General features: G+C 75.6%; 12 protein-coding genes and 1 pseudogene. 5 read left to right on the forward strand and 8 right to left on the reverse strand.

The features are described from left to right. Window positions 1-39 precede the first annotated feature (39 nt). From ACIPYS_RS07965 to ACIPYS_RS07980, 4 genes and pseudogenes are all read left to right on the forward strand, one after another. Window positions 40-5,388 (forward strand): SDR family NAD(P)-dependent oxidoreductase, encoded by a 5,349-nt coding sequence (locus tag ACIPYS_RS07965; RefSeq protein ID WP_400744726.1) that lies wholly within the window; start codon window positions 40-42, stop codon window positions 5,386-5,388. 194 nt (window positions 5,389-5,582) lie between these two features. Beyond that, window positions 5,583-8,720, forward strand: a pseudogene (locus ACIPYS_RS07970) (type I polyketide synthase); the annotation flags it as partial. Beyond that, window positions 8,717-9,514: an arylamine N-acetyltransferase gene (locus ACIPYS_RS07975; protein ID WP_231978089.1), complete on the forward strand. Its 798-nt coding sequence runs from the start codon at window positions 8,717-8,719 to the stop codon at window positions 9,512-9,514. The pseudogene ACIPYS_RS07970 and the gene ACIPYS_RS07975, both read left to right, overlap by 4 nt. Continuing rightward, the gene (locus ACIPYS_RS07980) at window positions 9,511-11,148 is read left to right on the forward strand and encodes a bifunctional 3-(3-hydroxy-phenyl)propionate/3-hydroxycinnamic acid hydroxylase (RefSeq protein WP_400744627.1); all 1,638 of its coding nucleotides are present in this window, start codon (window positions 9,511-9,513) and stop codon (window positions 11,146-11,148) included. The genes ACIPYS_RS07975 and ACIPYS_RS07980 overlap by 4 nt, the downstream gene beginning before the upstream one ends. 101 nt (window positions 11,149-11,249) lie before the next feature. Here ACIPYS_RS07980 and ACIPYS_RS07985 read toward each other — a convergent pair whose 3' ends face one another. Both ACIPYS_RS07985 and ACIPYS_RS07990 read right to left on the reverse strand, forming a co-directional pair. Then, window positions 11,250-12,491, reverse strand: a complete 1,242-nt coding sequence (locus tag ACIPYS_RS07985; protein WP_400744629.1) for a 3-deoxy-7-phosphoheptulonate synthase — start codon at window positions 12,489-12,491, stop codon at window positions 11,250-11,252. Continuing rightward, window positions 12,488-15,325, reverse strand: coding sequence for an AAA family ATPase (locus ACIPYS_RS07990; protein WP_400744632.1), 2,838 nt, complete (start codon window positions 15,323-15,325; stop codon window positions 12,488-12,490). Before ACIPYS_RS07990 ends, ACIPYS_RS07985 begins: the two co-directional genes overlap by 4 nt. 334 nt (window positions 15,326-15,659) lie before the next feature. On the opposite strand from ACIPYS_RS07990, the gene ACIPYS_RS07995 reads away from it, so the two are divergent. Beyond that, entirely contained in the window at window positions 15,660-18,635 is a 2,976-nt protein-coding gene (locus tag ACIPYS_RS07995; protein ID WP_400744634.1) for a BTAD domain-containing putative transcriptional regulator, read from the forward strand. On the opposite strand, the gene ACIPYS_RS08000 is transcribed toward ACIPYS_RS07995, so the two are convergent. Genes ACIPYS_RS08000 through ACIPYS_RS08025 form a run of 6 tightly spaced genes read right to left on the reverse strand, consistent with a single transcriptional unit; the run spans window position 18,625 to window position 26,189 of the window. After that, complete coding sequence (locus tag ACIPYS_RS08000) at window positions 18,625-19,662, reverse strand: LLM class flavin-dependent oxidoreductase (RefSeq protein ID WP_400744637.1); 1,038 nt, start codon at window positions 19,660-19,662, stop codon at window positions 18,625-18,627. The two genes, ACIPYS_RS07995 and ACIPYS_RS08000, sit on opposite strands and share 11 nt — an antisense overlap. Window positions 19,663-19,687: 25 nt before the next feature. Further along, a complete protein-coding gene (locus tag ACIPYS_RS08005) occupies window positions 19,688-20,878 on the reverse strand; it encodes an acyl-CoA dehydrogenase family protein (RefSeq protein ID WP_400744640.1) in 1,191 nt (396 codons plus the stop codon). Beyond that, window positions 20,875-22,707, reverse strand: coding sequence for a dipeptide ABC transporter ATP-binding protein (locus ACIPYS_RS08010; RefSeq protein ID WP_400744643.1), 1,833 nt, complete (start codon window positions 22,705-22,707; stop codon window positions 20,875-20,877). The genes ACIPYS_RS08005 and ACIPYS_RS08010 overlap by 4 nt, the downstream gene beginning before the upstream one ends. A 2-nt stretch (window positions 22,708-22,709) precedes the next feature. After that, the gene (locus ACIPYS_RS08015; RefSeq protein WP_093863918.1) at window positions 22,710-23,567 is read right to left on the reverse strand and encodes an ABC transporter permease; all 858 of its coding nucleotides are present in this window, start codon (window positions 23,565-23,567) and stop codon (window positions 22,710-22,712) included. Then, window positions 23,564-24,541 (reverse strand): ABC transporter permease, encoded by a 978-nt coding sequence (locus ACIPYS_RS08020; protein ID WP_400744647.1) that lies wholly within the window; start codon window positions 24,539-24,541, stop codon window positions 23,564-23,566. The genes ACIPYS_RS08015 and ACIPYS_RS08020 overlap by 4 nt, the downstream gene beginning before the upstream one ends. A gap of 1 nt (window position 24,542) precedes the next feature. Continuing rightward, window positions 24,543-26,189: an ABC transporter substrate-binding protein gene (locus ACIPYS_RS08025; RefSeq protein ID WP_093863919.1), complete on the reverse strand. Its 1,647-nt coding sequence runs from the start codon at window positions 26,187-26,189 to the stop codon at window positions 24,543-24,545. Window positions 26,190-26,360: the final 171 nt, after the last annotated feature.

Consider the following 26,360-nt stretch of genomic DNA (forward strand, 5'->3'; position numbering starts at 1 on the left):
ACGGACACGAGGAAGAACCCCATGTCGAACGACGACAAGCTGCGCGACTACCTCAAGCGCGTCACGGCCGACCTCCAGCAGACCAAGCGCCGCCTGCGCGACGCCGAGGCCCGGCGCAGCGAGCCGATCGCCATCGTCGGCATGGCCTGCCGGCTGCCCGGCGGCGTCGCCTCCCCGGCCGACCTGTGGCGGCTGGTCCACGACGGCGCCGACGCCATGGCCCCGTTCCCCCGCGACCGGGGGTGGGACGTGGACGGCCTGTACGACCCCGACCCGGACGCCGCCGGTAGGACCTACGCCGAGGAAGGCGGTTTCCTCGCCGACCCGGGCGGGTTCGACGCCGCGCTGTTCGGGATCTCGCCGCGCGAGGCGCTGGCGACGGACCCGCAGCAGCGGCTGCTGCTGGAGACCTCCTGGGAGGCCCTGGAGCGGGCCGGCATCGACCCGACCTCGCTCAAGGGGCAGCCGGTCGGCGTCTACGCGGGGCTGATGTACCACGACTACGCGCACCACGTGCTCAACCTCCCGGAGGGTCTGGAGGGCTACTTCGGGATCGGCAACTCGGGCTCGGTCGCCTCCGGCCGGATCTCCTACGCCCTCGGTCTCGAAGGCCCGTCGGTGACGGTGGACACCGCCTGCTCCTCCTCCCTGGTCGCCCTGCACCTGGCCGCGCAGGCGCTGCGCGACGGCGAGGCCACGCTCGCCCTGGCCGGCGGGGTCGCCGTGATGGCCACACCGGAGGTCTTCGTCGACTTCGCCACCCAGCGCGGTCTGGCACGCGACAGCCGCTGCAAGGCGTACGCGGACGCCGCCGACGGCACTGGTCTGGCGGAGGGCGTGGCCGTCCTCCTGCTGGAGCGGCTGTCGGACGCGCGGCGGCTGGGGCACGAGGTGCTGGCGGTGGTGCGGGGTTCGGCGGTGAACCAGGACGGTGCTTCCAACGGTCTGACGGCTCCGAACGGTCCCTCGCAGGAGCGGGTGATCCGGGCGGCTCTCGCCAGTGCCCGGCTGACGGCGGCGGACGTCGACGTGGTGGAGGGTCACGGGACGGGGACGTCGTTGGGCGACCCGATCGAGGCGCAGGCGGTGCTGGCCACCTACGGGCAGGATCGTCCGGCCGAACAGCCGCTGTGGCTGGGTTCGTTGAAGTCCAACATCGGCCACACCCAGGCCGCCGCCGGTGCGGCCGGTGTGATCAAGATGGTGGAGGCGCTCCGGCACGGCGTACTGCCGAAGAGCCTGCACATCGACACACCCACCTCGAAGGTCGACTGGGACTCGGGCGCGGTCGCGCTGCTCACGGAACGCCGCGACTGGCCCGAGGTCGACCGGCCGCGTCGAGCGGCCGTCTCCTCCTTCGGCGTCAGCGGCACCAACGCCCACGTCATCCTGGAGCAGGCCCCGGTCTGGGACGACGCACCGCAGCCGGGCGCCGAACCCGCTTCCACCGCAACGCCGTTGGTGCTCTCGGCCGCCTCCGAGGACGCCCTGCGCGCCCAGGCCGGTGCCTGGGGCCGGCTCCTGGCCGAGCAGCCGGACACCGCCCTGTCCCGTGCCGCCCGCACCCTCGTCACCGCGAGGGCCGCACTGGAGCAGCGCGCCGTGGTGGTGGCCGCCGACCGCGCGGACTCGGCGGCGGCGCTGGACGCGGTGGCCCGGGGGGAGGAGGCGGCGGGTGTCGTCTCCGGTCGGGCGGAGGTGGGTGGTCGGTCGGTGTTCGTGTTCCCGGGTCAGGGTTCGCAGTGGGCGGGGATGGGTCGGCGGTTGCTGGCCGAGTCGGTGGTGTTCGCTCGGGCTCTGGAGGAGGCCGCGGAGGCACTGGAGCCTTATGTCGACTGGTCGTTGCTGGATGTGGTGAACCAGGTGCCGGGGTCCGCTTCGTTGGAGCGGGTGGATGTGGTGCAGCCGGTGTCGTTCGCGGTGAACGTGGCGCTGGCGCGGTTGTGGGCGTCGTTGGGTGTGGTGCCGGATGCGGTGGTGGGTCATTCGCAGGGGGAGATCGCGGCGGCGCACGTGGCCGGGATCCTTTCGTTGGAGGACGCGGCGGCGGTGGTGGCGTTGCGCTCGCAGGCCATCGCCCGCGGTCTGGCCGGACGGGGCGGCATGGTGTCGATCGGGCTGCCGCTCGCCGAGGTGACCGGCACGCTGCCGGACGGCGTGGAGGTCGCGGCCGTGAACGGTCCGTCCTCGGTCGTCGTCGCCGGTGATCCGGCCGGTCTGGACACCGTGGTGGCCGGCTTCGAGGAGCAGGGCGTGCGGGTGCGCCGGGTCCCGGTGGACTACGCCTCGCACACCGCGCACGTGGAGTCGATCGAGGCCGAACTCGCCGGGCTGCTGCAGTCGGTGAGGCCCCGGACCGCCGCTGTTCCTTTCCTCTCCACGGTCGAGAACCGTTGGCTGGAGGGTCCGGAGCTGGACGCGGGCTACTGGTACCGCAACCTGCGGCAGACCGTGCGCTTCGCCGAGGTGGTCGGGACGCTGGCGGGCGAGGGCTTCCGGGCGTTCGTGGAGGTGAGTGCGCACCCGGTGCTCGCGCACGCCGTGGTCGAGGCCCTGGAGGAGGCGATCGAGGCGCCGACGGTCGTCACCGGGACCCTGCGGCGCGAGGACGGCGGCTGGGACCGCGTCCTGCTCGCCGCCGCCGAACTCCACGTCCACGGCATCCCCGTCGACTGGTCCCCGGCCTTCGCGGACGCCGTCCTCCTCCCCGCCTCCGACCTGCCCACCTACCCCTTCCAGCACCGGCGCTACTGGCTGGAGACCCGCCCCGCCACCGACGTGGGCGCCGCCGGACTGGCGCCCGCCGGGCACCCGCTGCTGGGCGCGGTGGTGCAACTGCCCGAGGGCGGGGCGCTCCTCACCGGACGGCTCGACCCGAAGGACCACCCGTGGCTCGCGGACCACGCCGTCGGCGGCACCGTCCTCGCCCCGGGGGCGGCGCTGCTGGAGCTGGCCGCGCAGGCCGGCGACGAGGCGGGCACGCCCACCGTCGAGGAGCTGGTGATCGAGGCCCCGCTGCTCGTTCCCGGGCGCGGCGCCCTGCAACTGCACCTGCGGGTGGACGCGCCGGAGGACGAAGCCCCCGGCGGCCGGCGGCCGTTCGCCCTGTACTCGCGCCCCGAGGACGGCGAGGGCGGTGCCTGGACCAGGCACGCCACCGGCTTCCTCGGCGGCGAGCAGGTGCCGCACACCGTCGCCCCCGGGGCGTGGCCGCCGGCCGGCGCGGAGCCGGTCGACCTGGACGGCTTCTACGAGCGGCTGGCCGACCGCGGCTTCGGCTACGGTCCGGCGTTCCAGGGGCTGCGGGCCGTCCGGCGGCTCGACGGCGAGGTGTACGCCGAGGTGTCCCTGCCCGCCGGACGGGCCGCCGAGGACTTCGGCATCCACCCGGTGCTGTTGGACGCCGCTCTGCAGGCCACCAACTTCCTGGGCATCGCCGAGCCGGAGCCGGGTCACGTCCTGCTGCCGTTCGCCTGGAACGACGTGGCGCTCTTCGCCACGCGTCCCACCGCCCTGCGGGTGCACGCGCGGCAGACCGGCCCGCACGCGTTCTCGCTCGTCCTCACCGACCCGACCGGCGGACCGGTGGCCTCGGTCGGATCACTGTCGCTGCGGCAGGTACCGGTCGACCGGCTGGCCGGCCTCGGCGGGGCCGGGGCCGACCACCTCTACCAGGTGGGCTGGACGCCTCTCGCCCTGCGCGCCGACGCCGCCGGTGTCGTCGCTCCGGCGGTGCTCGACCTGACCGCGGGCACGGCCGAGGGCCCCGAGGGCCCCGAGGGCCCCGAGGGTCCCGAGGGCGCCCGGGCGCTGGTCGGGCGGGTCTCGGAGTTCCTGCACCGGGGACTCACCGATCCCGCCCGGAACGGGGAGGCACTGGCCGTCGTGACCGGGCCCCCGGACGCGGACCCGGCGGTCAACGCGGTGTGGGGGCTGGTCCGTTCGGTCCAGCACGAGCAGCCCGGCCGGGTCGTGCTGCTCGGTGGCGAAGGGGCGGGCTTCCCCACCGCGGCGGTCGACCCGTCGGTGGTGGGCGGTCTGCTGGCGTCCGGCGAGACCCAGGCGCTCTGGCGCGACGGGACCGTGGTGGTGCCGCGTCTGCTGCGTGCCGAAGTGTCCGCCGAGGTCCCGTCCGGGGCCGGTCCGGTGCTGGATCCGGCGGGGACGGTGCTGGTGACCGGTGGCACGGGGACGCTGGGCGGTCTGGTGGCCCGGCGTCTGGTGGAGTCGCACGGGGTGCGTCACCTGCTTCTGGTGAGCCGTCGCGGCGCCGGGTCGCCCGGTGCGGCGGAGCTCGTCGAGCAGTTGTCGGCGCTGGGTGCGTCGGTGGAGGTGGTGGCGGCCGATGTGTCGGACCGCTCGGTGGTGGAGGCGCTGGTGCGGCGGGTTCCGGTGGAGCGTCCGTTGACGGCGGTGGTGCACACCGCCGGGGCGCTGGCCGACGGTGTGTTCGAGGCGCAGTCCGCCGAGCGGTTGGACGAGGTGTTCGCGCCGAAGGCGGACGCGGCCTGGCACCTGCACGAGGCGACGAAGGACCTCGGCCTCACCGCCTTCGTCCTCTTCTCCTCCGGCGCCAGCGTGTTCGGCAGCGCCGGGCAGAGCCTGTACGGGTCGGCGAACGGTTTCCTGGACGGGTTGGCGGGGTGGCGCAGGGCACACGGCCTGCCGGCGGTCTCGCTGGCCTGGGGCCTGTGGGCGCAGGCCAGTGGCCTGACCGGCCACCTGGGTGAGGCCGACCGGGCCCGGCTGGCCCGCGGCGGACTGGCGGCCATGCCCACGGAGGAGGCGCTCGCGCTGTTCGACGCCGCGCTGCGTTCTCCGGAGGCGCTGCTGGTGCCGACCCGGCTGGACCGCGAGGCCCTGCGCAAGCAGGCGGCGGGCGGCGAACTGAACCCGCTGCTGCGCGGCCTGGTCCGCACCCCCCGCCGCACCGCCGCCACCGGCGCGCCCGCCGACGACGCGGCGGACTTCGTCGCCCGGCTGGCCGCGCTGCCGGAGCGCGAGCAGCACCGCGAGGTCCTCGACCTGGTGCGCTCCGCCGCCGCCGCCGTCCTCGGGCACCCGTCCAAGAACGCCGTCGCCGCCGCCCAGGCCTTCAAGGAGACCGGGTTCGACTCGCTCGGCGCGGTGCAGCTGCGCAACCGGCTGGCCCGGGCGACGGGCGTCCGGCTCCCGGCGACCCTGGTCTTCGACCACCCGACTCCGCTCGCCCTCGCCCGCCACCTGCGGTCCGAGCTGCTGCCGGAACCGGCGGCGGACCCGGCGGTCGTGAGCCCCGCGCCGCGTGCCGCCGGACCGGACGCGGGACCCGGGCCCGTGGACGGACCTGCCATCGCGGACCTGGACATCGACGGCCTCGTCGCCCGCGCCCTTCGTGGCCGCGGCTGAACCGCCCCTCCAACCGCACTGACCCACCGAGCCGACGCACCGCGCTCACCGACCCGCGCCGGCGCACCCTTGGAAAGGCTGAAATGACCACCACCAACGACGGCGCGGCCGCCGCCGACCAGACGGCGAGACTGGTCGCGGCACTGCGGGCCGCGCTCCAGGACAATGAACAACTCGCAGCTGAGAAAGCCGCGTTGGAGGCGGCAGTCGGCGAGCCGATCGCCATCGTCGGGACGGCCTGCCGGCTGCCGGGTGACGTCGCCTCCCCGGCCGACCTGTGGCGGCTGGTCGCCGACGGACTCGACGGCGTGGGCGAGTTCCCCGAGGACCGCGGCTGGGACCTCGACGGACTCTTCGACCCCGACCCGGACCGGGCCGGCCGCTCCTACGTCCGCGAGGGCGGATTCCTGCACGGCGCCGCCGACTTCGACGCCGCCTTCTTCGGGATCTCGCCGCGCGAGGCGCTCGCCATGGACCCGCAGCAGCGGCTGCTGCTGGAGACCTCCTGGGAAGCCCTGGAACGGGCCGGCCTGGACCCGGCGGGCCTGCGCGGCACAGCAGTCGGCGTGTTCTCCGGCGTCATGTACCACGACTACGCCACCGGTCTGCGCAGTGTGCCCGCCGGGCTCGAGGGCTTCCTCGCCACCGGCACCTCCGGCTCCGTCGCCTCGGGCCGGGTCGCCTACACGCTCGGCCTGGAGGGGCCCGCGATCACCGTCGACACCGCCTGCTCCTCCTCGCTGGTCGCCGTCCACCTGGCAGCCCAGTCGCTGCGCAGCGGCGAGTCGACGCTGGCGCTGGCCGGCGGGGTCGCGGTGATGTCCCAGCCCTCGCCGTTCGTGGAGTTCTCCCGGCAGCGCGGTCTGGCGACCGACGGGCGATGCAAGGCCTTCGCGGACGCGGCCGACGGCACCGGCTGGGCGGAGGGCGTGGCCGTCCTCGTCCTTGAGCGGCTGTCGGACGCGCGGCGGCTGGGGCACGAGGTGCTGGCGGTGGTCCGGGGTTCGGCCGTCAACCAGGACGGCGCCTCCAACGGCCTCACCGCGCCCAACGGGCCCGCCCAGCAGCGGGTGATCCGGGCCGCGCTCGCCAACGCCCGGCTGACGGCCGCCGACGTCGACGCCGTCGAGGCGCACGGCACCGGCACCCCGCTCGGCGACCCGATCGAGGCGCAGGCGGTGCTGGCCACCTACGGACGGGGGAGGTCCGCCGAACAGCCGTTGTGGCTGGGGTCGTTGAAGTCCAACATCGGTCACACCCAGGCCGCCGCCGGTGTCGCCGGTGTGATCAAGATGGTGGAGGCGCTGCGGCACGGCGTGCTGCCGAAGACCCTCCACGTGGACGCGCCGACGACCCAGGTCGACTGGTCGGCGGGGGAGGTGCGGCTGCTGACGGAGGCCCGGCCGTGGCCGGCGGCCGACCGACCGCGTCGGGCGGCGGTGTCGGCCTTCGGGGTGAGCGGCACCAACGCCCACGTCATCCTCGAGGAGGCGCCCGCCGCGGAGCCGCAGACACCTGCGGCCGAGCCCGGTGCCGAGGCCGGTGCCCCCGAGGCCGGTGCCGTTCCCTGGCTGGTGTCCGCCGCTTCCGTCGGCGCCCTGCGCGCCCAGGCGGAGCGGCTGCTCGACTACACCGAGGCGCGCGGCCCGGCACCCGCCGACGCGGCCCGCGCGCTGGCCGAGGCCCGGACCCTGCTGGCGCACCGCGCCGTCGTTGTGGCGGACACGCTCGACGGTCACCGCACCGGCCTGGCCGCGCTCGCGGGCGACGCCGCCTCGCCCGCCCTGGTCACGGGCACGGCGGACGTCACCGGCCAGACCGTGCTGGTCTTCCCGGGTCAGGGTTCGCAGTGGGTGGGGATGGGTCGGCGGTTGCTGGCGGAGTCGGTGGTGTTCGCGGAGGCGCTCGGTGAGGTCGGCAAGGCGTTGGAGCCTTATGTCGACTGGTCGTTGCTGGATGTGGTGAATCAGGTGCCGGGGTCCGCTTCGTTGGAGCGGGTGGATGTGGTGCAGCCGGTGTCGTTCGCGGTGAACGTGGCGCTGGCGCGGTTGTGGGAGTCGCTGGGTGTGGTGCCGGACGCGGTGGTCGGTCATTCGCAGGGGGAGATCGCGGCGGCGCACGTCGCGGGGATCCTGTCGCTGGAGGACGCGGCGGCGGTGGTGGCGTTGCGGTCGCAGGCCATCGCGCGGGGTCTGGCCGGACGCGGAGGCATGGTGTCGGTGGGGCTGCCGCTCGCCCGGGTGGCCGACCGGCTTCCGGCCGGGGTGGAGGTCGCGGCCGTGAACGGTCCGTCCTCGGTGGTGGTGGCCGGTGACCCGGCGGGCCTGGACACTCTGGTGGCCGCCTTCGAGGAGCAGGGTGTGCGGGTGCGGCGGATCCCGGTGGACTACGCCTCGCACACCGCGCACGTGGAGTCGATCGAGGCCGAACTCGCCGAGCTGCTGGGTTCGGTGAGGCCGCAGCCGGCTGTCGTCCCGTTCCTGTCGACGGTCGAGAACCGTTGGCTGGAGGGTCCGGAGCTGGACGCGGGGTACTGGTACCGCAACCTGCGGCGGACCGTGCGCTTCGCCGACGCCGTCGACACCCTCGCCGCCGCCGAGTACCGGGCGTTCGTCGAGGTCAGCGCGCACCCCGTGCTCGCGCACGGCGTCGTCGAGGCCCTGGAGGCGGCCTCCGTGCGCGACGCGGTCGTCACCGGCACCCTGCGGCGCGACGAGGGCGGCTGGGACCGCGTCCTGCTCTCGGCCGCCGCACTTCACGTCCGTGGCGTGGAGGTCGACTGGTCGGCCTCCTACGCGGGCGCCGGCCCCCTCCCTGCCTCCGACCTGCCCACCTACCCCTTCCAGCACCGGCACTACTGGCTGGAGTCGGTGCCCGTGACGACCACCCCCGCAGGAGATTCCCCGATGGCCATCGAGACCGAGCCCGACACCATCGTCGAGGAGGCGCCCGGCGCCGTCCTCGCCCGCCGACTGGCGGACGCCGAGCCGGGGGAGCGCCCGGCCGTGCTGGTCGACGTCGTCCGCACGGAGGTCGCGGCCGTTCTCGGGCACGAGGACACCGGAGAGATCGGGGCGGACGCCGTCTTCTTCGACATCGGCTTCGTGTCGCTGACCGCCGTCGAACTGCGCAACCGCCTCCAGACCGTCACCGGGCTCGAACTGCCCGCCCTGCTCGCCTTCGACCAGCCCACCCCGGAGCGGCTCGCCGGTTACCTCCTCTCCCTGCTCGACGAGACCGGGGACCACGTTGCGGGGGACGGCGACACCGGAACCGCCGAGACCGTGCCCGCGCCGACCGGAGCCGCCGAGCAGCGGACCGAAGGGAAGTGACCGCAGTGTTCGACACCACCGCCTACCTCGAGGCCCTCGGCTACGACGGCCCGCTCGACCCCAACGCCGACACCCTGCGCGAGCTGCACCGGCGCCACCTGATCGCCGTCCCCTACGACTCGTCGCTCAACACCGCCCGCGGCGAGTCCCTGTGGGCGGGCGTCGACATCGACGTCGACGCCGTGTTCGACGCCGTCGTGCTCGGCGGCCGGGGCGGTGTCTGCTACGAACTGAACGGGCTCTTCCTCGCGCTGCTGCGCGAACTCGGTTACGAGACCGGGCTGTTCTCGGCCGGGATCCGCCAGGTCGACGACAGCTTCGGGCCGGACCTGGAGCACGTCCTCGGCTTCGTCCGGCTGGACGGTGACCTCTGGCTGGTCGACGTCGGCTTCGTCGGCCCGTCCTACCTGGAGCCGCTGCGGGTGGTGGCCGACGAGGTGCAGCCGCAGTTCGGCACCGACTTCCGGGTCGTGCGCGCGGACACCGGCCACCACGTGGTGGAGCGCCGGGGCCGGGTCGGCGACTGGCGCGCCGTCTACCGGTTCCACTCGCGGCCGCGCGCCTTCGCGGACTGGCTGGTCCCCTCGCCGGAGCTGGACCGGTTCGCCCGGGCCCTGGCCGGCTCCGGCATCGTGGTGCGCGGCCGGGCCTTCGAGGGCGGCCAGCGGATCCTGATCGGCACCCGTCTGGTCGTCGTCGAGGACGGTACCGAGCGGCTGCGCGGCCTGGCCGACCCGGAGGAGCACGCCCGGGTGCTCGCCGAGATCCTGCGGAAGGACGGGGCCACCGCATGAGCACCGACTCCGAGAACGCGACCGAGAACGCGACCGAGAACGCGACCGAGAGCGCGACCGACACCGACACCGACATCGCGATCGTCGGCTACGGGCCGGTCGGCCAGACCGCCGCCCTGCTGCTGGCCTCCCGCGGCCACCGGGTCACCGTCCTGGAGCGCTTCCCCCGGCCCTACCCGATGCCGCGAGCGGTCTCCTTCGACGGCGAGTCCGCCCGCATCCTCGCCGCCACCGGCGTGGGCGCGGCCCTGGACGAGCACGTCGAGTCCTCCCGGGACTACGTCTGGCACAACGCCGACGGCCGGACCCTCTTCCGGGTCGACGTCGAGGACGCCGGCCGCTCCGGCTGGCCCGACTCCAGCGCCGTCTACCAGCCGGGCCTGGAGGCCGCGCTGTCCGCCCACGGCGAGCGGTACCCCACGCTGCGCGTCCTGCGCGGTCACCGGGTGACGGCGCTCGCCGACCGGGGCGACGCCGTCACGCTCACGGTGGAGGGACCGGAGACCGGCCCGTCGGGCGGCCCGCTCACCGCCCGCTGGGTGATCGGCTGCGACGGCGCCAACAGCGTGGTGCGCGAGGAGGCCGGGCTGACCGCCACCGACTTCGCGTTCTTCAACGACTGGCTGACCTGCGACGTCGTCCCGCACGACGGCCGGGAGTTCGTCCCCAACAACCTCCAGGTCTGCGACCCGGCGCGGCCGCGCACCGCGGTCTCCGCCGGGCCGGGCCACCGGCGCTGGGAGTTCATGCGGCTCGACCACGAGTCGCCCGAGGAGTTCGGCGGTGAGGCCAACGTCTGGAAGCTGCTCTCGCTGTTCGACATCGACCCCGGCAACGCCACCCTGCTGCGGCACGCCGTCTACACCTTCCAGGCGCGCTACGCGGACCGGTGGCGGCGCGGCCGGGTGCTGATCGCCGGGGACGCCGCCCACCTGATGCCGCCGTTCGCCGGGCAGGGCATGTGCTCCGGCTTCCGCGACGCCGCCAACCTCGCCTGGAAGCTGGACCTGGTGCTCACCGGCCGGGCCGCCGAGGGGCTGCTCGACAGCTACACCGCCGAGCGGCGCGAGCACGTGCGCCACGCGCTCACCATGTCGATGGACCTGGGCCGGGTCATCTGCCAGGCCGACCCGGCCGCGGCCCGCGACCGGGACACCGTCATGCTGGCCGCCCAGGAGCGCGCCCGGCGCGGCGCGGAGGTCGGCGCGGCCCGGCCGCGCACGCCGGTCCAGCCGCTCACGGCGGGCCTGCGGCACGGTGGCGGGCCGGCCGGCGACCTGGTCGTCCAGGGACGCGTGACGGCGGCAGGCCGGCCCGCCGGGCTCTTCGACGACGTGGTGGGGCGCGGCTTCGTGCTGCTCACCACCGAGCCGCCGGAGAGTCTGCTCACCGCCGCGGACCGCGCCTGGCTGGACGCCCTCGGCGGCCACGCGGTGAGGGTGCTCGCGGCCACCGACGAGGAGCCCCCGGCGGGCTCGGTCGGTGACACCGACGGGGTGTACCTGCCGTACCTGGCCGAGAGCGGGGCGGTCGCGGTGCTGGTCCGGCCGGACTTCTACGTCTACGGCGCGGCTAAGGACCGGACGGGGCTGGCCGCGCTCCTCGGAGCGCTCCGCACCGACCTGGCCGCCTGACGGCCCGACCGACGCCCCGCCCCCGTCCCCTCCCGCGCACGTGCTGACGGCCCGCTCCCCTCCGCGAAGAGGGAGCGGGCCGTCGGTCCGGGGGGCGGTCCTCAGACCGCCGCGTGCGCCCGCCGGGCGGAGTGCTCCAGCAGGATCTCCGCCACGACGCGTGCCAGGTCGAGGGTCTGACGGCCGTTCAGCCGCGGGTCGCAGCCGGTCAGGTAGCGCTCGGGCAGCTGCTCCTCACGCAGGTCCTCGCGACCGCCGAGGCACTCGGTCACGTCGTCGCCGGTCAGTTCCAGGTGCAGGCCGCCGGGGTGGCTGCCGAGCGCCCGGTGCACGGCGAAGTAGCCGCTCACCTCGGCGGCGATCCGGTCGAAGCGGCGGGTCTTCAGCCCGCCGGCCGCCGTCTCGGTGTTGCCGTGCATCGGGTCGCAGAGCCAGACCACCGGGTGCCCCGCGTCCGCCACCGCCTCCACCAGCGGCGGCAGCACGTCGGACACCCGGTCCGCGCCCATCCTGCTGATCAGCGTCAGCCGGCCGGGGACGCGGTCCGGGTCCAGCGCGCCGGCGTAGGCGACGGCCTGCTCCGGGGTGGTGGACGGGCCCAGCTTGAGGCCCAGCGGGTTGGCGATCCGGCGGGCCAGCGCGACGTGCGCGCCGTCGAGCTCGCGGGTCCGCTCGCCGATCCACAGGAAGTGGCCGGACAGCGCGTACCCGTCGCGCACCAGCGGCACCTCGTAGTCGAGCAGCAGGGCCTCGTGACCGGCGAACAGTTCGCTGCGGGTCGCCGCGGCCACCGAGTCCAGCACGTCGAGCGCGGCACCGGCGCCGTCGTACGCGGTGAGCATCCGCCGCGGGTCCGGCGTGCGGGCCTCGGCCGTCGCCGCGAGGCCGTTGACGATGTCGCCCCGGTAGGAGGGCAGCCCGTCCGGGCCCGTCGGGCTGGAGCGCGGCTTGGCGTACTGCCCGGCGACGCGCCCGACCGGAACCACCGGAAGGCCGGAGGCGACCTCGAACAGGGTGGCGCAGTGCAGCAGGGCGTGCAGGTTGGCGCGCACGTGCTCGGGGGTGTTGCCGGCGAAGGTCTCGGCGCAGTCCCCGCCCTGGACGACCAGGGCCCGGCCGAGCGCGGCCTCGGCCAGGCGCTCCCGGAGCCGGTCCACGGCGGCGGGCTCCACCAGGGGCGGCAGGGCACCGAGTGCGGCGCGCACCTCGCGCACCCGGTCCTGATCGGGCCACTGCGGCTGCTGGCCGGCGGTCAGGCCCGCCAGGGCCCGCACGAGTTCGGGCTCGGTGCCGTCGTGCACCGTCGGGGTCGTGGCGGTCGGCGTGGTCATCGGAGTGGTCATCCCGTCTTCCTCAGGCCGGCCCGCAGATCGGCCGGCAGATCCTTGCGTCGGCGTACCCCGAGCTTGCGGTAGACCCGGGTGAGGTGCTGTTCCACGGTGCTCGCCGTGACGTACAGGCGTCCGGCGATCTCGCGGTTGGTGTAGCCGAGGACGGCGAGCGAGGCGACCCGTCGCTCGGACTCGGTGAGCGCGCCGACCCCGCCCGGCTCCGGTGCCTCGTCGGCGGCCGGGCCGCTCTCACCGAGGTCCGCCGAGACCGACAGCAGCTCCTGCGCGAGCGGTCCCAGGGCGCACATGTTCGCCATGTGCAGGGCCTGGCGCAGCAGCAGCCGGGCCCTGCGCTTGTTTCCGGCGCCCTGGTGCAGCCGGCTCAGGTCGGTGAGCACCCGCACCTGCTCGTAGCGGTCGCCGGAGGCCTCGGTGAGGTCGACGGCCTCGGTGAGCAGGGGGCCGCGTCGGCCGGCCGGCCCGGCCGCGGCCAGCAGCCGCAGCGCCGGGCCGCGGTTGTGCGGCAGGTCGGCGTCGGCCCGGCTGAGCTGCTCGTGGATCAGCCGCCAGGCGCGGTCCCGGTTGTCCAGCCGCAGCCAGGCGTCGGCGGCCTGGGTGCGCCAGGGCACCACTCCCGCGCCGTCCAGGCCCCAGGTGCGCAGCAGTTCGCCGCAGGACAGGAAGTCGGCGAGGGCCGCGTGGCCGTGCCGGGTCGCCAGGTAGTGCTCGCCGCGGGCGAACAGGTAGTGCAGCCCGTACAGGCTCTGGAACATCGCCTCGCCGACGGCGTGGGTGAGGTGCTTGGCCGCCGAGCGGTGCTCGCCCGTGCGGCTCTCGGCGACGATCAGCGTGCCCAGCGGCAGGCCCACCGCGATGCCCCAGGCGGTGGGGCTGAGGTGGGTCAGCGCGGCCCGGCTGTGCTCGGCCGCCGTGGTCGGCTCGCCGAGCCGCAGGGCCGCCTCGGCGTGCGCCGCCGAGTACAGGGCCGTCGCGGTCGGGATCCCGCGGCGCGCGGCGGTGCCGAGCAGCCGTTGGCTCCAGACCGCCGCGGTGTCGGCACGCCCGGCCTCGAGCAGCACCCGCAGCGCCAGCAGCGCGGCCTCCTCGGCCCACGGGGTGCGGCCGTGCAGGTGGGCGTCGTTCAACACCTGCTGGGCGCGGTCGACGGCGTCCGCGGCCCGTCCCCGGGTGAGCGCCCCGGCGAGCGCCGCGGCGGCCCGCAGGTGCGGGTCGACGTCCGGGGCGACCGCGTGCCGCAGATCGGCGGGCAGAGCCGGGACGCGGCGGCCCCGGGCGAGGCCTGGGTGGGTGTAGGCGAGCCAGGTCTCGACGTCGCGCAGCGCGCCGGTCCCGGCGGGGGAGGCGGTTCCGGTCCGGGCGCGCAGCAGGTCCAGCACACCCAGCGCCTCCTCGCCCCGGCCGTGCCACAGCAGGTACCGGACGAGGACGAGCGCCTCGGCGAGCCCGAGGTGCCCGGCCCGGACCGCGGCGGTGAGCGGCACCAGGTGCCGGGCCGCCGCCGAGGGGTTGAGCTGCCACTCGGCCTGCGCCAGCCGGTGCCGGAGCACCGCCCGCTCGTTCTCCTCGGCGGCCTCCTGACGGGCCAGTCGCAGGCAGGCGACGGCGGTGCCGTGACGGTGGTCGAGCAGGGCGTGCTCGGCCGCCCCGGCCAGCGCCGCGACCGCCCACGGTGCGGGTGCCCGCCCGGCCTCGACCAGGTGCCGGGCCACCTCGGCGGCGGGGCTGCCGCTCTCGTGGGCCAGCTGGGCGGCCCGCAGGCGCAGGTCGGTGCGCTCGTGCGGGGCCAGATCCTCCAGGACGTCGGCGCCGGCGGCCGCGGTGCGCAGCCGTCCCTCGCCGTCCAGCAGTCCGGCGGCGGTGAGCGCGGCGCGGACCCGGGCGACCGCTTCGGCGCTCTCCCGCTCTCCGAGCAGCCTGGCGACGTCCTCGTCCGGGGCCTCCTCGCCGAGCACGGCCCGGGCCTGGACGACCCGCAGCACGCCGGGGCCGGCCCGGTGGAGGCAGCTCAGCAGGGCCGGGCCGTAACGCGGTTCGGGCTCGTCGGCGCGGTCGAGGTGCTCGTCGACGAGGGCGTGCAGCAGCAGCGGGTTGCCGCCGGCGACGTCCACCAGGCCGGGGCCGCGGTGCCGGGCGTCCTCCTCGCCCAGGCCCTCGGCGACCAGGCGCAGCGCGCCGGCCCGGGACAGCGGGGTCAGCGTGAGGCGGTGCGCGTGCGGGTGGCGCAGCAGTTCCGCGTGCAACCGGCGCCGCGCGGGCCACGGGGTGCTGCCGTCGGTGAGGACCAGCAGCACCCGGCTCTGCGGCAGGTGGCGGACGAGGTGGCGCAGGAAGTGCAGGGACGCCTCGTCGGCGTGGCCGATGTCCTCGACGCAGAGCAGCACCGGGGTGTCGGCCGCGGCCGCGAGCAGGGCGGTGGTCAGGTCCCGGCAGGCGCGCAGCAGCGGGGGCGACGGGGGGCCGGTCGGGTCGGCGGTCGCGCCGGTGCCGTCGAGGGCGGTGCCGGCGGCGCTGCCGGACGGGTGGGCGAGGACGGCCGGGTCGGCCAGGGCGGCCAGCCGCTCGGCGTGCCGGGCGGGCCAGCCGGGGGAGTGGGCGATCCGGTCGGCGATGCCGAAGGGCAGGTCCCGCTCCTGCGCGGAACAGCTCGCGCCCACGACCAGGACTCCGCGTTCGGCGGCCCGGGCGGCGAACACCCGCAGCAGCTCGCTCTTGCCGCTGCCGAGGGGTCCGTCGACCAGTGCCACCCGGCCCGCGCGGCCGAGACACTCGGCGAGCAGGTGGTCGAGTCTGTCGATGTGCGCGTCACGTTCCAGCAGGGAAGGCACCGGGTACCCCCGACCTCGTCTCTTGTAGGCGTTCGGCCGCCGGTCCCCGGCGGCTCCCCGGGGCGGTGGCGACGGCCGCCCGCTCCCGGTGGGACCCATCATGGGGAAACCCCGCCCATCGCCCGGGAACTGACCGCCCATGCGCGGACCACTGCCGCCCCTGCCGCCGGGCAGTGGCGGCGCAATGCCGCGGGGATAACCGCCGGGGGATTGCCGCTGGTATCGCGGGTCAGAATTGATGGACAGTCAATGGAAGGGCCGGGGGGACCTGATGTACCATCGGGCACAATCGGAATGGCATCTTCTGGAATCGCAGGTAATCGAGGGGGTAGGGGTGCGATTCAACGTTCTGGGGCCGCTCGAAGTGCTCTCGGACGGCATCGACGTGCCCATTCGCGGCCTGCAGCAGAGGGCCCTTCTCGGCGTTCTCCTGCTCCGCGCGAATAGCGTGGTGAGTATCAACGAGATAGTCGCCGCGCTCTGGGGCGACGACCGTCCGACCACGGCACGGAAAATGGTGCAGAACTCGGTGGCCGGGCTGCGCCGCGCATTCGAGGCGGTCGGGGAGCCGGCGGACGGGAAGGCCACGCTGAATACCACTGTGCCCGGATACATGCTCAGAATCGAGCCGGAACAGCTCGATCTCACGGAATTTCATGAGCTTGTCACATTGGGCCGGTCCCGACTGGCGGCCGGCGACTGGACGCAGGCCTCGGAACTGCTGCGCCGCGCCCTCGGCCTGTGGCGCGGACCGGTGCTCGCCGACGTGAGCGACGCCGGGCTCACCTGGCCCGAGCTGGCCGCCCTCCAGGGCATCCGGCTCGCCGTCCACGAGGACTGCATCCAGGCCGAGCTGGCGATGGGGCGGGACCGTGAGCTGATCGGCGAACTGGAGTCCCTGCTGGAGGCCGAGCCGACCCGGGAACGCCTGGTCGCCCAGCTGATGGTCGTCCTCTACAACTGCGGGCGCCAGTCCGAGGCGCTGGACCGCTACCGGCGCACCCGGGACCTCCTCGCCGACCGCTTCGGCCTCGAGCCGGGCCGCGACCTGCGCCGCCTCCAGCGCGCGATCCTCAGCCACGACCCGGCCCTGGCGCTGCGGCTCACCGCGGCCCCGGGCGGCGCGGCGGACTTCCCGTCCCCGGCCGGACCCGGGCCCGCCGCCCCGCGGTCGCCGCGCCCCCGGCCGGCACCCGCCGTGCCCGCGCGCGCCGACGACCGCGCAGGGACCCCCGGCGTCCCGGCCGCCGCGCAGGCTCCCCGTGCGCCCTGGGAACGGGTCGAGCGGCGCTCGGCCAGCGTCGTCATGGTCCGCGCCCGGTGGACGGCCGGCGGCGGCGCCCTCGCCCCCGAGCGCGTCGACCACGCCATCAAGGAGCTGACCGCCGACATCCGACGCGAGACGGCGCCCTTCGGCGGACACGTGCGCCGCGCCTTCGGCTCGGTGTGGCTGGTCGTCTTCGGCGTCCCCCGGGCCCACGAGGACGACGCCGAGCGGGCCCTGCGCGCCGCCCTCGCCCTGCGTCGCCACTTCGCGGTGCCCGGACCGGGGCCGGCCGCCGAGGCGAGCGCCACCCGGCCGGTCACCCACCTCGTGGTCGGCACCGGCGAGGTGATGGTCACCTACGACGACAGCGCGCCCGAGCCCGTGGAGGTCACCGGCCAGGTGCTGGACGCCTGCCACTACCTGCTGCTGCAGGTCCCCCGCGGGGAACTGTGGGCCGCCGACGCCACCGTGGAAGCGGGCGGCGGCGGACTCGGCTTCGCCCCGGTCCCCGGCGTCCCCGGCGTCCACCGCCCCGGGCGCTCGGGCCCGGACGGCCGCGCGCCGTCCGGGCATCCCGCCGAACCGCCGTTCCTGGAGCGCACCCACGAGCTGAACCTGCTGCACGGCGCCTACCGGGACACCGTTCGCCACCAGTTGCCGCACCTGGTCTCGGTGCTCGGCGAGCCCGGCATCGGCAAGACCCGGCTGATCGGGGAGTTCGCCGCCTCGCTGCGCGACGGCGCCGGACCGCCGACGCCCCGGGTGCTCCACGCGGGCACCCCCGCCTTCGACACCCACACCCCCTACGAGCCGCTGGCCGGCGTGGTCCGCGCCTACGCGGGCATCCGCGCCGGCGCGCCGGCGGCCGTCGTCCTTCCCGCACTGACCGGCGTCGTGCGCCGGCTCCTCCCGCACGGCGCCACCGGGCCGATCGTCACGGCGCTCGCGGCCTGCCTCGGCCTGCCCGCCCCGGCCGCCGCCGCCCAGGAGCCGGACGGCGGCGTCGTCCCGCGGGAGGAAGTCCTCGGCGCGCTGCGGCAGTTCCTGGAGGAGGCGGCCGCCGAACGCCCGCTGGTGGTCGTCCTGGACGACCTCCACCGCGCCGCCGACTTCGTCCGCTCCTTCGTCGAGGACCTCACCGTCCGGCTCGGCCCGGTCGCCCTGCTGCTGATCGCCGGCGCCCGCTCCGAACTGCTCCACACCAGACCCTCCTGGGGGTGCGGCAAGCGCCGCTCGGTCCTCCTGCACGTGGCGCCGCTGTCCGCCGCGGCCACCGCCACCGTGATCGGCGCCGCCGCCGGCCGCCGCCACCCGACACCCGGCGACGACCTCCGCGCGGCCCTCGCCGACGGCAACCCGCTGTTCGCCCAGGCCTACGCGCGGGTGGCGGACGTCGGCGCCGACCCGGCCGCCGCCCACCCGCCGGCCGTCCTCGCCGTCGTGACCGCCCAGCTCGACGGCCTCGACCGCGCCGCCCGCTCGGTGCTGCGCGACGCCGCCGTCGTCGGCGGCACGCTGTGGCGCGGCGCGGTCGCCGCGGTCGGCCGGCGCGACCCCGAGGAGGTCGGCCGCGGCCTGGAACTCCTGGAGTCGCGCGAACTGCTGCGCCGGGTGCGCCGCAGCAGCGTGCCCGGAGACGTCGAGTACGTCTTCCGGTACGCCGTCAGCCGCGATGTCGCGCTCGCCCAGCTGCCCGGCCGCGTCCTGGTCGAACGGCATCTGCGGGCGGCCGACTGGGCGGCCCTGCTGGACGTGCCCCGCCCCGGGCTGCTGGCCTTCCACTACGACCGCGCCATCGCGCTCGCCGAGGCCGACGGCACACCGGTGGAGGCGATGGAACGGCGTGCGTGGGAGGCGCTGGTCGGGGCGTCCGCCCGGGCCGCCGCCGCGGGCGACGACGTGCTCGCGGTCAGCTGCCTCGACCACGCCCTGGACCGCTGCCCGCCGGGGGAGCCCGAGCGGGTCTGGCTGGTCACCCACCACCGCCGCATCCTCGACAGCCTCGGCACCCGCGACCGTCGCCGCCCGGCCGTTACCGGCTGACCCCGGCGGGAACGGGCAGCGCCGGAGCGAGTTCCCGCACGCGTTCCAGCGAGCGGATCTTCTCCTCGACGTCGGTGACGTTGTTGGTCACCATCAGCTCGTCCGCGCCGGTGCGCTCCAGCAGGTCCGCCAGCGCCCGGCGGACCTCCTCGGCGTCACCGACCGCCTGGGTGCTGAGCAGCGCGTCGGCGGCGGCCCGCTCGGCCTCCGTCCACAGGTACGCCGCCGCCTCCTCGACGGTGGGCAGCGGCGCGACCGGCGAGGCGCCGTTCAGCCGCAGCACCGGGAACAGCGCCGGCGCCGCCAACCGGCGGGCCTGCTCCGAGGTCTCCCCGCACACCGTGTAGGCGGTGACGATCGTGTGCGGCCGCTCGGCCCGGGCCGAGGGCCGGAAGTTCTCCCGGTACGCCCGCAGCGCCTCCTCGGTGCCGCGGGAGTTGAAGAAGTGGTGGGCGAACGCGTACGGCAGCCCGCGCCGGCCCGCGTCCACGGCGCTGCGCACACTGGCGCCCAGCAGCCACGGCCGGGGCGGCCGCGGCGGCTCCGGCAGGGCCTCCAGCCGCTGGTACACGTGCCCGTCCGGGAAGGCGCCGTCGACGAAGGCGAGCAGTTCCTCCAGCGCCGCCGGGAAGTCCTCGTCGGGCGCCCGGCGCAGCGCGTGGGAGAGCACCGGGTCCGCGCCCGAGCGGCCGATGCCCAGGTCGACCCGGCCGGGGAACAGCGTGGCCAGCGTCCGGAAGGACTCCGCGACGGCGTACGGCGGGTGGTTGGGCAGGATCACCCCGCCCGCGCCGATCCGGATCCGGCTGGTCCGCTCGCCGAGCGCGGCCAGCAGGACGGCCGGTACGGAGCCGGCGATCCCGCGCGAGTTGTGGTGCTCGGCCACCCAGAACCGGGTGAAGCCCAGCTCGTCGGCGGCCGCCACCAGTCGGCGGGTGCCGACCAGGGTGTCGGCGGGGCGGCCGGCGGAGTCGACGGACGAGATGTCGAGGACGGACAGCGGGACGGTCGGGGAACTGCTGGTCATGCGGGGGTGCTCCTTACTCGGGGTGTCACGCGTACCAGGTGGGGCGGGGGACTTCGCCGTGCAGGAGGTGGCGCCCGACCACCCGGGCCCGCCCCGGATCGTCCTCGTGCACCCGCCGCGCCCGGGTGTCCCGCCAGTAGCGGTCCAGCCCGGCCGCGGCCTCGGCGCCGCCGGGGCCGGCCGCGCCGGGCGCGCCCGCGGTGACCGCGTCGGCGGCCGCGCCGGCCTGCGCGGCCAGCGCCGCGACCCGGACGGCGTGCCGGCCGCGCTCCTCCTCGGTCACCGTGCGGCGCCGGGCGTGCAGGGCGTCCGCCTCGGCGCCGACGGCGTCGGCGAAGGCCTCCACCGCCCACAGTGCGGAGGCCAGGGCGCCGTAGTGCCCCGCCGCGTCCGCGGCGGCGGCCTCGGTCAGCGGCGCCCGCGACCACTGCTCGCGGGCGTGCCGGGCGGCGGCCTCCAGCGCGCCCCGGGCCGCGCCGATCAGCGCGTTGACCTGGGCGAGCTGGAAGGCCGGGGTGAGGAAGGTGTTGTAGACCCGGGGCACGAAGGTCCTGTTGACGTGGCCGAGCGCCCCGGTCCACGGGATGTTCGCGCCGTCGGCGACCACGGTCCCGGCAGCAAGCGACCGGAGCCCGATCTCCTCGGCGCCCGGTTCGAAGGACAGCCCCACGTGCTCGCTCATCGCGAGCGCGCTGATCGGGGTGTCGCCGTCCTCCAGGAAACCCTCCAGGATGGTGATGTCCGACACCGGGTGGCCCAGGGCACGCTCCAGCCGCCCGTGGAACAGCATCTCGAGGCCGGTGTCCTGGACCACCAGGGGCGCCGAGCGGGGCTTCGAGGACCCGCTGAAGAACCACCGGGCCCGGGCCGACACCTCGCCGATGTGCTGGATCTTCTCCTCGGTGCCGATGAACTCGGCGATCGACACCCACACGTAGTGGTGGGCCAGCAGTTCGCCGACCGAGGCGTCGGCCGCCGCGACGGTGCGCACCACCCGGAACGCGGTGGACCAGTTCTGGCCGGCCCCGCCGTGCTCGACCGGCCCCAGCAGGGTGACCAGGCCGGTCTCCTTCAGCAACTGGATCTCCCGCACCGGCGGGGCGCCCTCGCGGTCGCGGCGCGCGGCGCCGGGCGCGAGCCGCGCCGCGACCTCCTCGGCCCGCCGCAGCCACACCTCGGCGGTCCCGGGGGCGGTGTCCGTCGTCGTGTCAGTCATGTCTCCCACTTCGTGACGTGCTCGCCGTCCTGCCCGGCGACGTGTTCGATGTCCTGCTCCGGGCCGTCACGGCCGGTGGCGTCCCCGCCAGGTGCCCGGTCCGCGCTCTCCGTACCGGCGGCGCCGTCCTCACCGCCCTCACCGTCCTCACCGTCCTCACCGCCCGTGCCGTCCGCGCCGTCCGCGCCGCCCCCGCCGGGCAGCCGCAGGACGGCGTCCAGCAGGGCCCGGGTGTACGGGTGGGCGGGGGCCTCGAAGATCCGCTCGGTCCCGCCCTCCTCGACGACCGACCCGCCGCGCATGATCAGCACCCGGTCGGCGACCTGCCGCACCACGGCCAGGTCGTGGGTGATGAACAGCAGGGCGATGCCCCGCTCGCGCCGCAGCCGGTCCAACAGCTCCAGCACCTGTGCCTGGACCGAGACGTCCAGGGCCGACACCGGCTCGTCGCAGACCAGCACCTGCGGACCGCCCGCCAACGCCCGGGCGATGGCCACCCGCTGGCGCTGGCCGCCGGACAGCTGGTGCGGCCGGCGGGAGAGCAGTTCGGGCGGCAGGCCGACCTGGTCGAGGAGCTCCGCGCACCGCCGGGCCCGTTCGGCGCGCCGCAGTCCCGGCAGCGCCTCGCCGATGATCCGCGCAACGGTGAACCGGGGGTCCGCCGAGGCGTACGGATCCTGCTGGACGAACTGGATCGCCGAGCGCCCGGCCCGGCGCCGCCGCTCCGGCAGCGCCGACCAGGGCCGACCGTGCAGCAGCACCTCCCCGGCGTCCGGACGGGACAGTCCCATCGCGACCCGCGCCAGCGTGGTCTTGCCCGAGCCGGACTCGCCGACCACGCCCAGCGCCTCGCCCGCCCGCAGGGTGAACCCGACCTCGTCGAGGGCCCTCGGCCCGCCCGGGGCGAAGGACTTGACCAGCCCGCGCCCGGTCAGTACCGGGACGGCCTCTCCGGCGTCCGGTGCCCCGGGCGGGGCCTGCACGGGACGGGCCCGCGGGCGGCCCGAGGGCACCGCGTCCAGCAGCATCCGGGTGTACGGGTGCTCCGGGGCGGACAGCACCCGGCCGGCCGGCCCGCTCTCCACCACCTCGCCCCGCCGCAGCACCAGCACCCGGTCCGCCAACTGCGCCACCACCGCCAGGTCGTGACTGACCAGCAGCAGTCCCCGGCCCTCGTCCTTGAGCCGGCCGAGCAGCGTCAGGATCTGCGCCTGGACGATCGCGTCCAGCGCGGTGGTCGGCTCGTCGGCGATCAGCAGCGGGGCGTCGGCGGCCAGCGCCGAGGCGATCAGCGCGCGCTGGCGCAGCCCGCCGGAGAGCTGGTGCGGGTACTGGGTGCGCCGGGCCTCCGGCTCCGGCACGCCCACCGCCGTGAGCAGTTCCACCACCCGGGCAGCGCTGTCCGGGCCGGCGGTGCCGCCGAGGCGGGCCGCCTCGGCGATCTCGGCGCCGACGGTGCGCAGCGGGTCCAGCGCGGTCAGCGCGTCCTGGAGGACCACGGCGATCCGTCGGCCGCGCACCGTGCGCCACTGCCGTTCGCCGAAGCCCGCGGTGTCCGCCCCGGCCACCTCCAGGGTCCGGGCGGAGACCCGGGCCCCGGCGCCCGCCAGTCCGATCAGGGAACGGGCGGTGACGGACTTGCCCGAGCCGGACTCGCCGACCAGCGCCACGCACTCCCCGGCGCCGACGGCCAGCGACACGCCGTCCACGGCGGGCCGCGGCGCGCCGGGGAACGACACCCGCAGCCCCTCGGCCCGCACGAGCGGCACCGACGCACCGGTGTCCCCGGCCGCCGCCTCCGCCGCGGACGCTTCCGTCGTCGTCGTCATCGTCATCGCACCGCCCTCGACTGAAGCGAACGGCCGATCAGTGTGGTGCAGACCACCACGACCGAGACGGCCAGGCCGGGCGAGATCGAGATCCACCAGGCCGTCTGGAGGAAGTCCTTGCCGTCGGCGACCATCGAGCCCCAGTCCGCGTCCGGCGGGACCGGGCCCAGGCCGAGCACGCTGAGTCCGGAACCCGAGATGATGGCCGAGCCCACCCCGATGGAGGCCAGCACCACCAGCGGGCCGCCGACGTTCGGCAGCACGTGCCGCAGCACCGAACGCCAGGCCGGCACCCCCAGCACCCGTGCCGCCTCCACGTACTCCGAGCGCAGCACCAGCCGTGCCTGGCCGCGCACCAGTCGGGCGTAGTGGGGCACCCCGGCGACACCGATGGCGATCGCCACGTTGAGCGTGCCGCCGCCCAGCAGCGCCACCACCACCAGCGCGAGCAGCAGTTCGGGGAAGCCCAGCAGTACGTCCACCACCCGCATCAGGGCGAAGTCGACCTGCCGTCCGCCGCAGCCGGCGACCAGGCCGAGCAGCGCGCCGCCGCCCACCCCGATCAGCGTCGCGCCGACCGCGATCAGCAGCGACAGCCGGGTGCCGTGCACGAGCCGTGACCAGACGTCCCGGCCGAGCTGGTCGGTGCCGAGCCAGTGCCCGGCACCGGGCGGGCGCAGTGCCGCCGCGACGTCCGTCGCCTCGGGGGCGTGGGTGGCGAACACCCCGGGGAAGGCCAGCACGAGCGCGACCGCGGCCAGCAGGACCAGGGGTGCCAGGCGGGCCGGCGAGCGCAGCAGCGCGCCCCGGCGGGCGCCTGCCGCGGCCGGCCGGTCGAGGAGGGCGGTCACGGTGCTCATGCCGGGCCTCCCTCGCGCAGCCGGGGGTCGATCAGCGGGTGGAGCACGTCCACCAGCGTGTTGATGACCACGAACGCCGCGCTGGAGATGACCACCAGGGCGCTCACCACCGGCAGGTCGCGCGAGCCGACCGCGTTGGCCAGCACCCGGCCCAGGCCCGGCCGGGTGAAGATGTTCTCCACCAGCACCGCGCCGCCGAACAGGCTGCCCAGCACGAAACCGGACAGCGTGGTCAGCGGCAGCAGCGCGTGCCGCAGGGTGTGCCGCAGCAGCACCGCCGTCGCGCCCAGGCCGCGCGAGCGCGCGGTCAGCACGAACGGGCGGCCGTCGGTGGTCTCCAGCTCCTGGCGGATCACCTGGGCGAGCACTCCGGCCAGCGGCAGCGCCAGTGCCAGCGTCGGCAGCACCAGTGCCGCCGGCCCGTCCGCCCCGATCGAGGGCAGCGCGTGCAGCCGGTAGGAGAACACCGTCAGCAGGATGATGCCCAGCCAGAACGAGGGCATCGACACCATCAGCAGCTCGGCCAGACCGGCGGCGCCGCGCACCGCCCGGCCTCGGCCGACCGTCACGGTGGCCGCCAGCACCGCCAGGACCAGCGCGGCGACCAGCGCGGACACCGCCAGCTCGACGGTCGGACCGAGCTGGCTGCCGAGCAGCCGCTCGATCGGCTCGTTGAGCTGGTACGACCAGCCGAGGCCGCCGCTCGCCAACCGGGCGAGCTGGCGGCCGTACTGGAGGAGCAGCGGGTCGTCCAGGCCGTTCTCGGCGATCACCTGGCCACGCAGGGCCGGGGTCGCGGCGGCGCCCGGCCCGATCAGTCCGTCCACGATGTCGCCGGGGGCGAGGTGGAGGGCGACGAACGTCACCGTGAGCGTCCCCCACACCACCACCAGCCCCGCCGCGAGCCTCCGGACGACGAACCTGGCCCAGGGCGGCACGTGGCGCAGCGGCGCGAGCCGGGCGCGCCCGGACACCTCAGGCCACCCCGATGCCGTAGAAGTCGGTGTTGGCGTCGACGTCCAGGACCAGCCCGTTCACCTTGCCGTGCCGGGCGACGTCCATGGTGGCGATGTAGGCCGGGAAGGAGTACGCCTGCTCGACGACCTTCCGCTGGACCTTGCGGTACAGCTCGAAGCGCTGCGCGGCGTCCACGGTCGCCTCGGCCTGGTCCAGCCAGCCGTCGATCTCGGCGTCCTTGACCCGGCTGCCGTTCGCCCCGCCGCCCCCGAACTGGGACTTTGAGTGGTAGAGGTTGCCCAGCAGGCTCGGGTCGGAGCCCTGCCAGGCGAAGGCGAACACGTCGTAGTCGCCCTTGCCGGTGCGCCCGATGGAGCCGGCCGAGTCCAGCGGCACCAGCTTCAGTTCGATGCCGACCTGCTTCAGCGCGTCCTGCACGCCCACGTCGAAGGTGTGGTTCTGGGCCGAGACGAAGGTCTGCACGTACGGCTGCTCCGCGGTGAGGCGCTTGCCGTCCTTGGTGCGGTAGCCCTCGGCGTCCCGACCGGTCCAGCCGGCCTCGTCCAGCAGCTTCTCCGCCTTCTCCTTGCTGTACTCCCAGGCCGGCTTGGCGAACGAGGGCTCGGCGCCGGGGGTGGAGGGCGCCAGCGGCCCCCAGGCCTGCTCGTACTCGCCCTGGAAGATGCCCTTGACGATTCCGGCGAAGTCGATGGCGTGCCGGACGGCCTGCCGGGCGCGCGGGTCGTCGAAGGGCGCCCGGGCGGTGTTGAGGTAGTAGGTGTAGGGGACGCCGGGGACCGCCTTGCGGACCACCTGGACGCCGTTCTGGCCGCGCAGTCCGGCCAGCCGGTTCGCGGGTATCAGCTCGGCGGCGTCGACCTGGCCGGAGGTCAGGGCGCCGACCCGGGAGGCGTCCTCCTTCAGCAGCAGCACGACGATGCTCTCGAGCTTCGCCTGCCCCTGGTGGGCGGCGGTCGGCGGGGCCCAGTTGTAGTCGGACCGGCGCTTGAACACCGCCTGCTGGCCGGGCGTCACCGACTCGAAGGTGAACGGGCCGGTGCCGACGACGAACGCACCGCCGGAGGAGAGGTCGCCGGCGTGGTCGCGCAGTGCGACGGGGGAGTGGAAGCCGAGGAAGGTGCTCCCCGCCGCGCCGAGGAAGGAGGAGTGAGGAGCCGTCAGGTGGACGGCCACCGTGCGCGGGTCGACCACCTCGGTCTCCTTGTAGGGGCCGAGCAGGCCGGCCGCCCGCTTGGAGGCCGTCTTCGCCGCCGTGACGTGGTCGAAGTTCGCCTTCACGGCCGCCGCGTCGAACGGGGTGCCGTCGCTGAAGGTCACACCGGCGCGCAGGGTGAAGGTGTAGGTGAGGCCGTCGGGCGAGACCGTCCACGAATCGGCCAGCCACGGCTTGACGGTCCCGTCCGGCGCGACCGCGACCAGCGACTCCAGCACCGGGCGCAGCAGTCGCCCGGTGACGGCGGTGGACGCGGCGTGCGGGTCCCAGCTGTCGGGTTCGACGGCGGCGCCGTAGCGCAGGGTGCCGCCGCCGCTCTTCGCGGAGGGCGGGGTGGAGGAGTCGGAGCAGGCCGTGAGGACGGCGGGGCCGATGACAGCGGCGGCGGTCAGGGTGACCGGGAAACGGAGGAAACGGCGTCTGGTGTACATGGGTTCTTTCTCGATCCTGCGCGAGGGGGGACCGGTGGGCGGCGCAGGGGCCCGCCCACCCCGAGGGGGAGGCGCTGACGGCCCCGGCCACGGACGATGCGACGAGTCTGCTGGCTCCGTCCGGATCCGACCCCCCTGACCGTCCCCCTATGCGGGCCCTCTTCCGGGACC

Origin of the sequence: Kitasatospora sp. NPDC089913, from assembly GCF_044748625.1 — a bacterium.
Taxonomy (GTDB): Bacteria; Actinomycetota; Actinomycetes; order Streptomycetales; family Streptomycetaceae; genus Kitasatospora.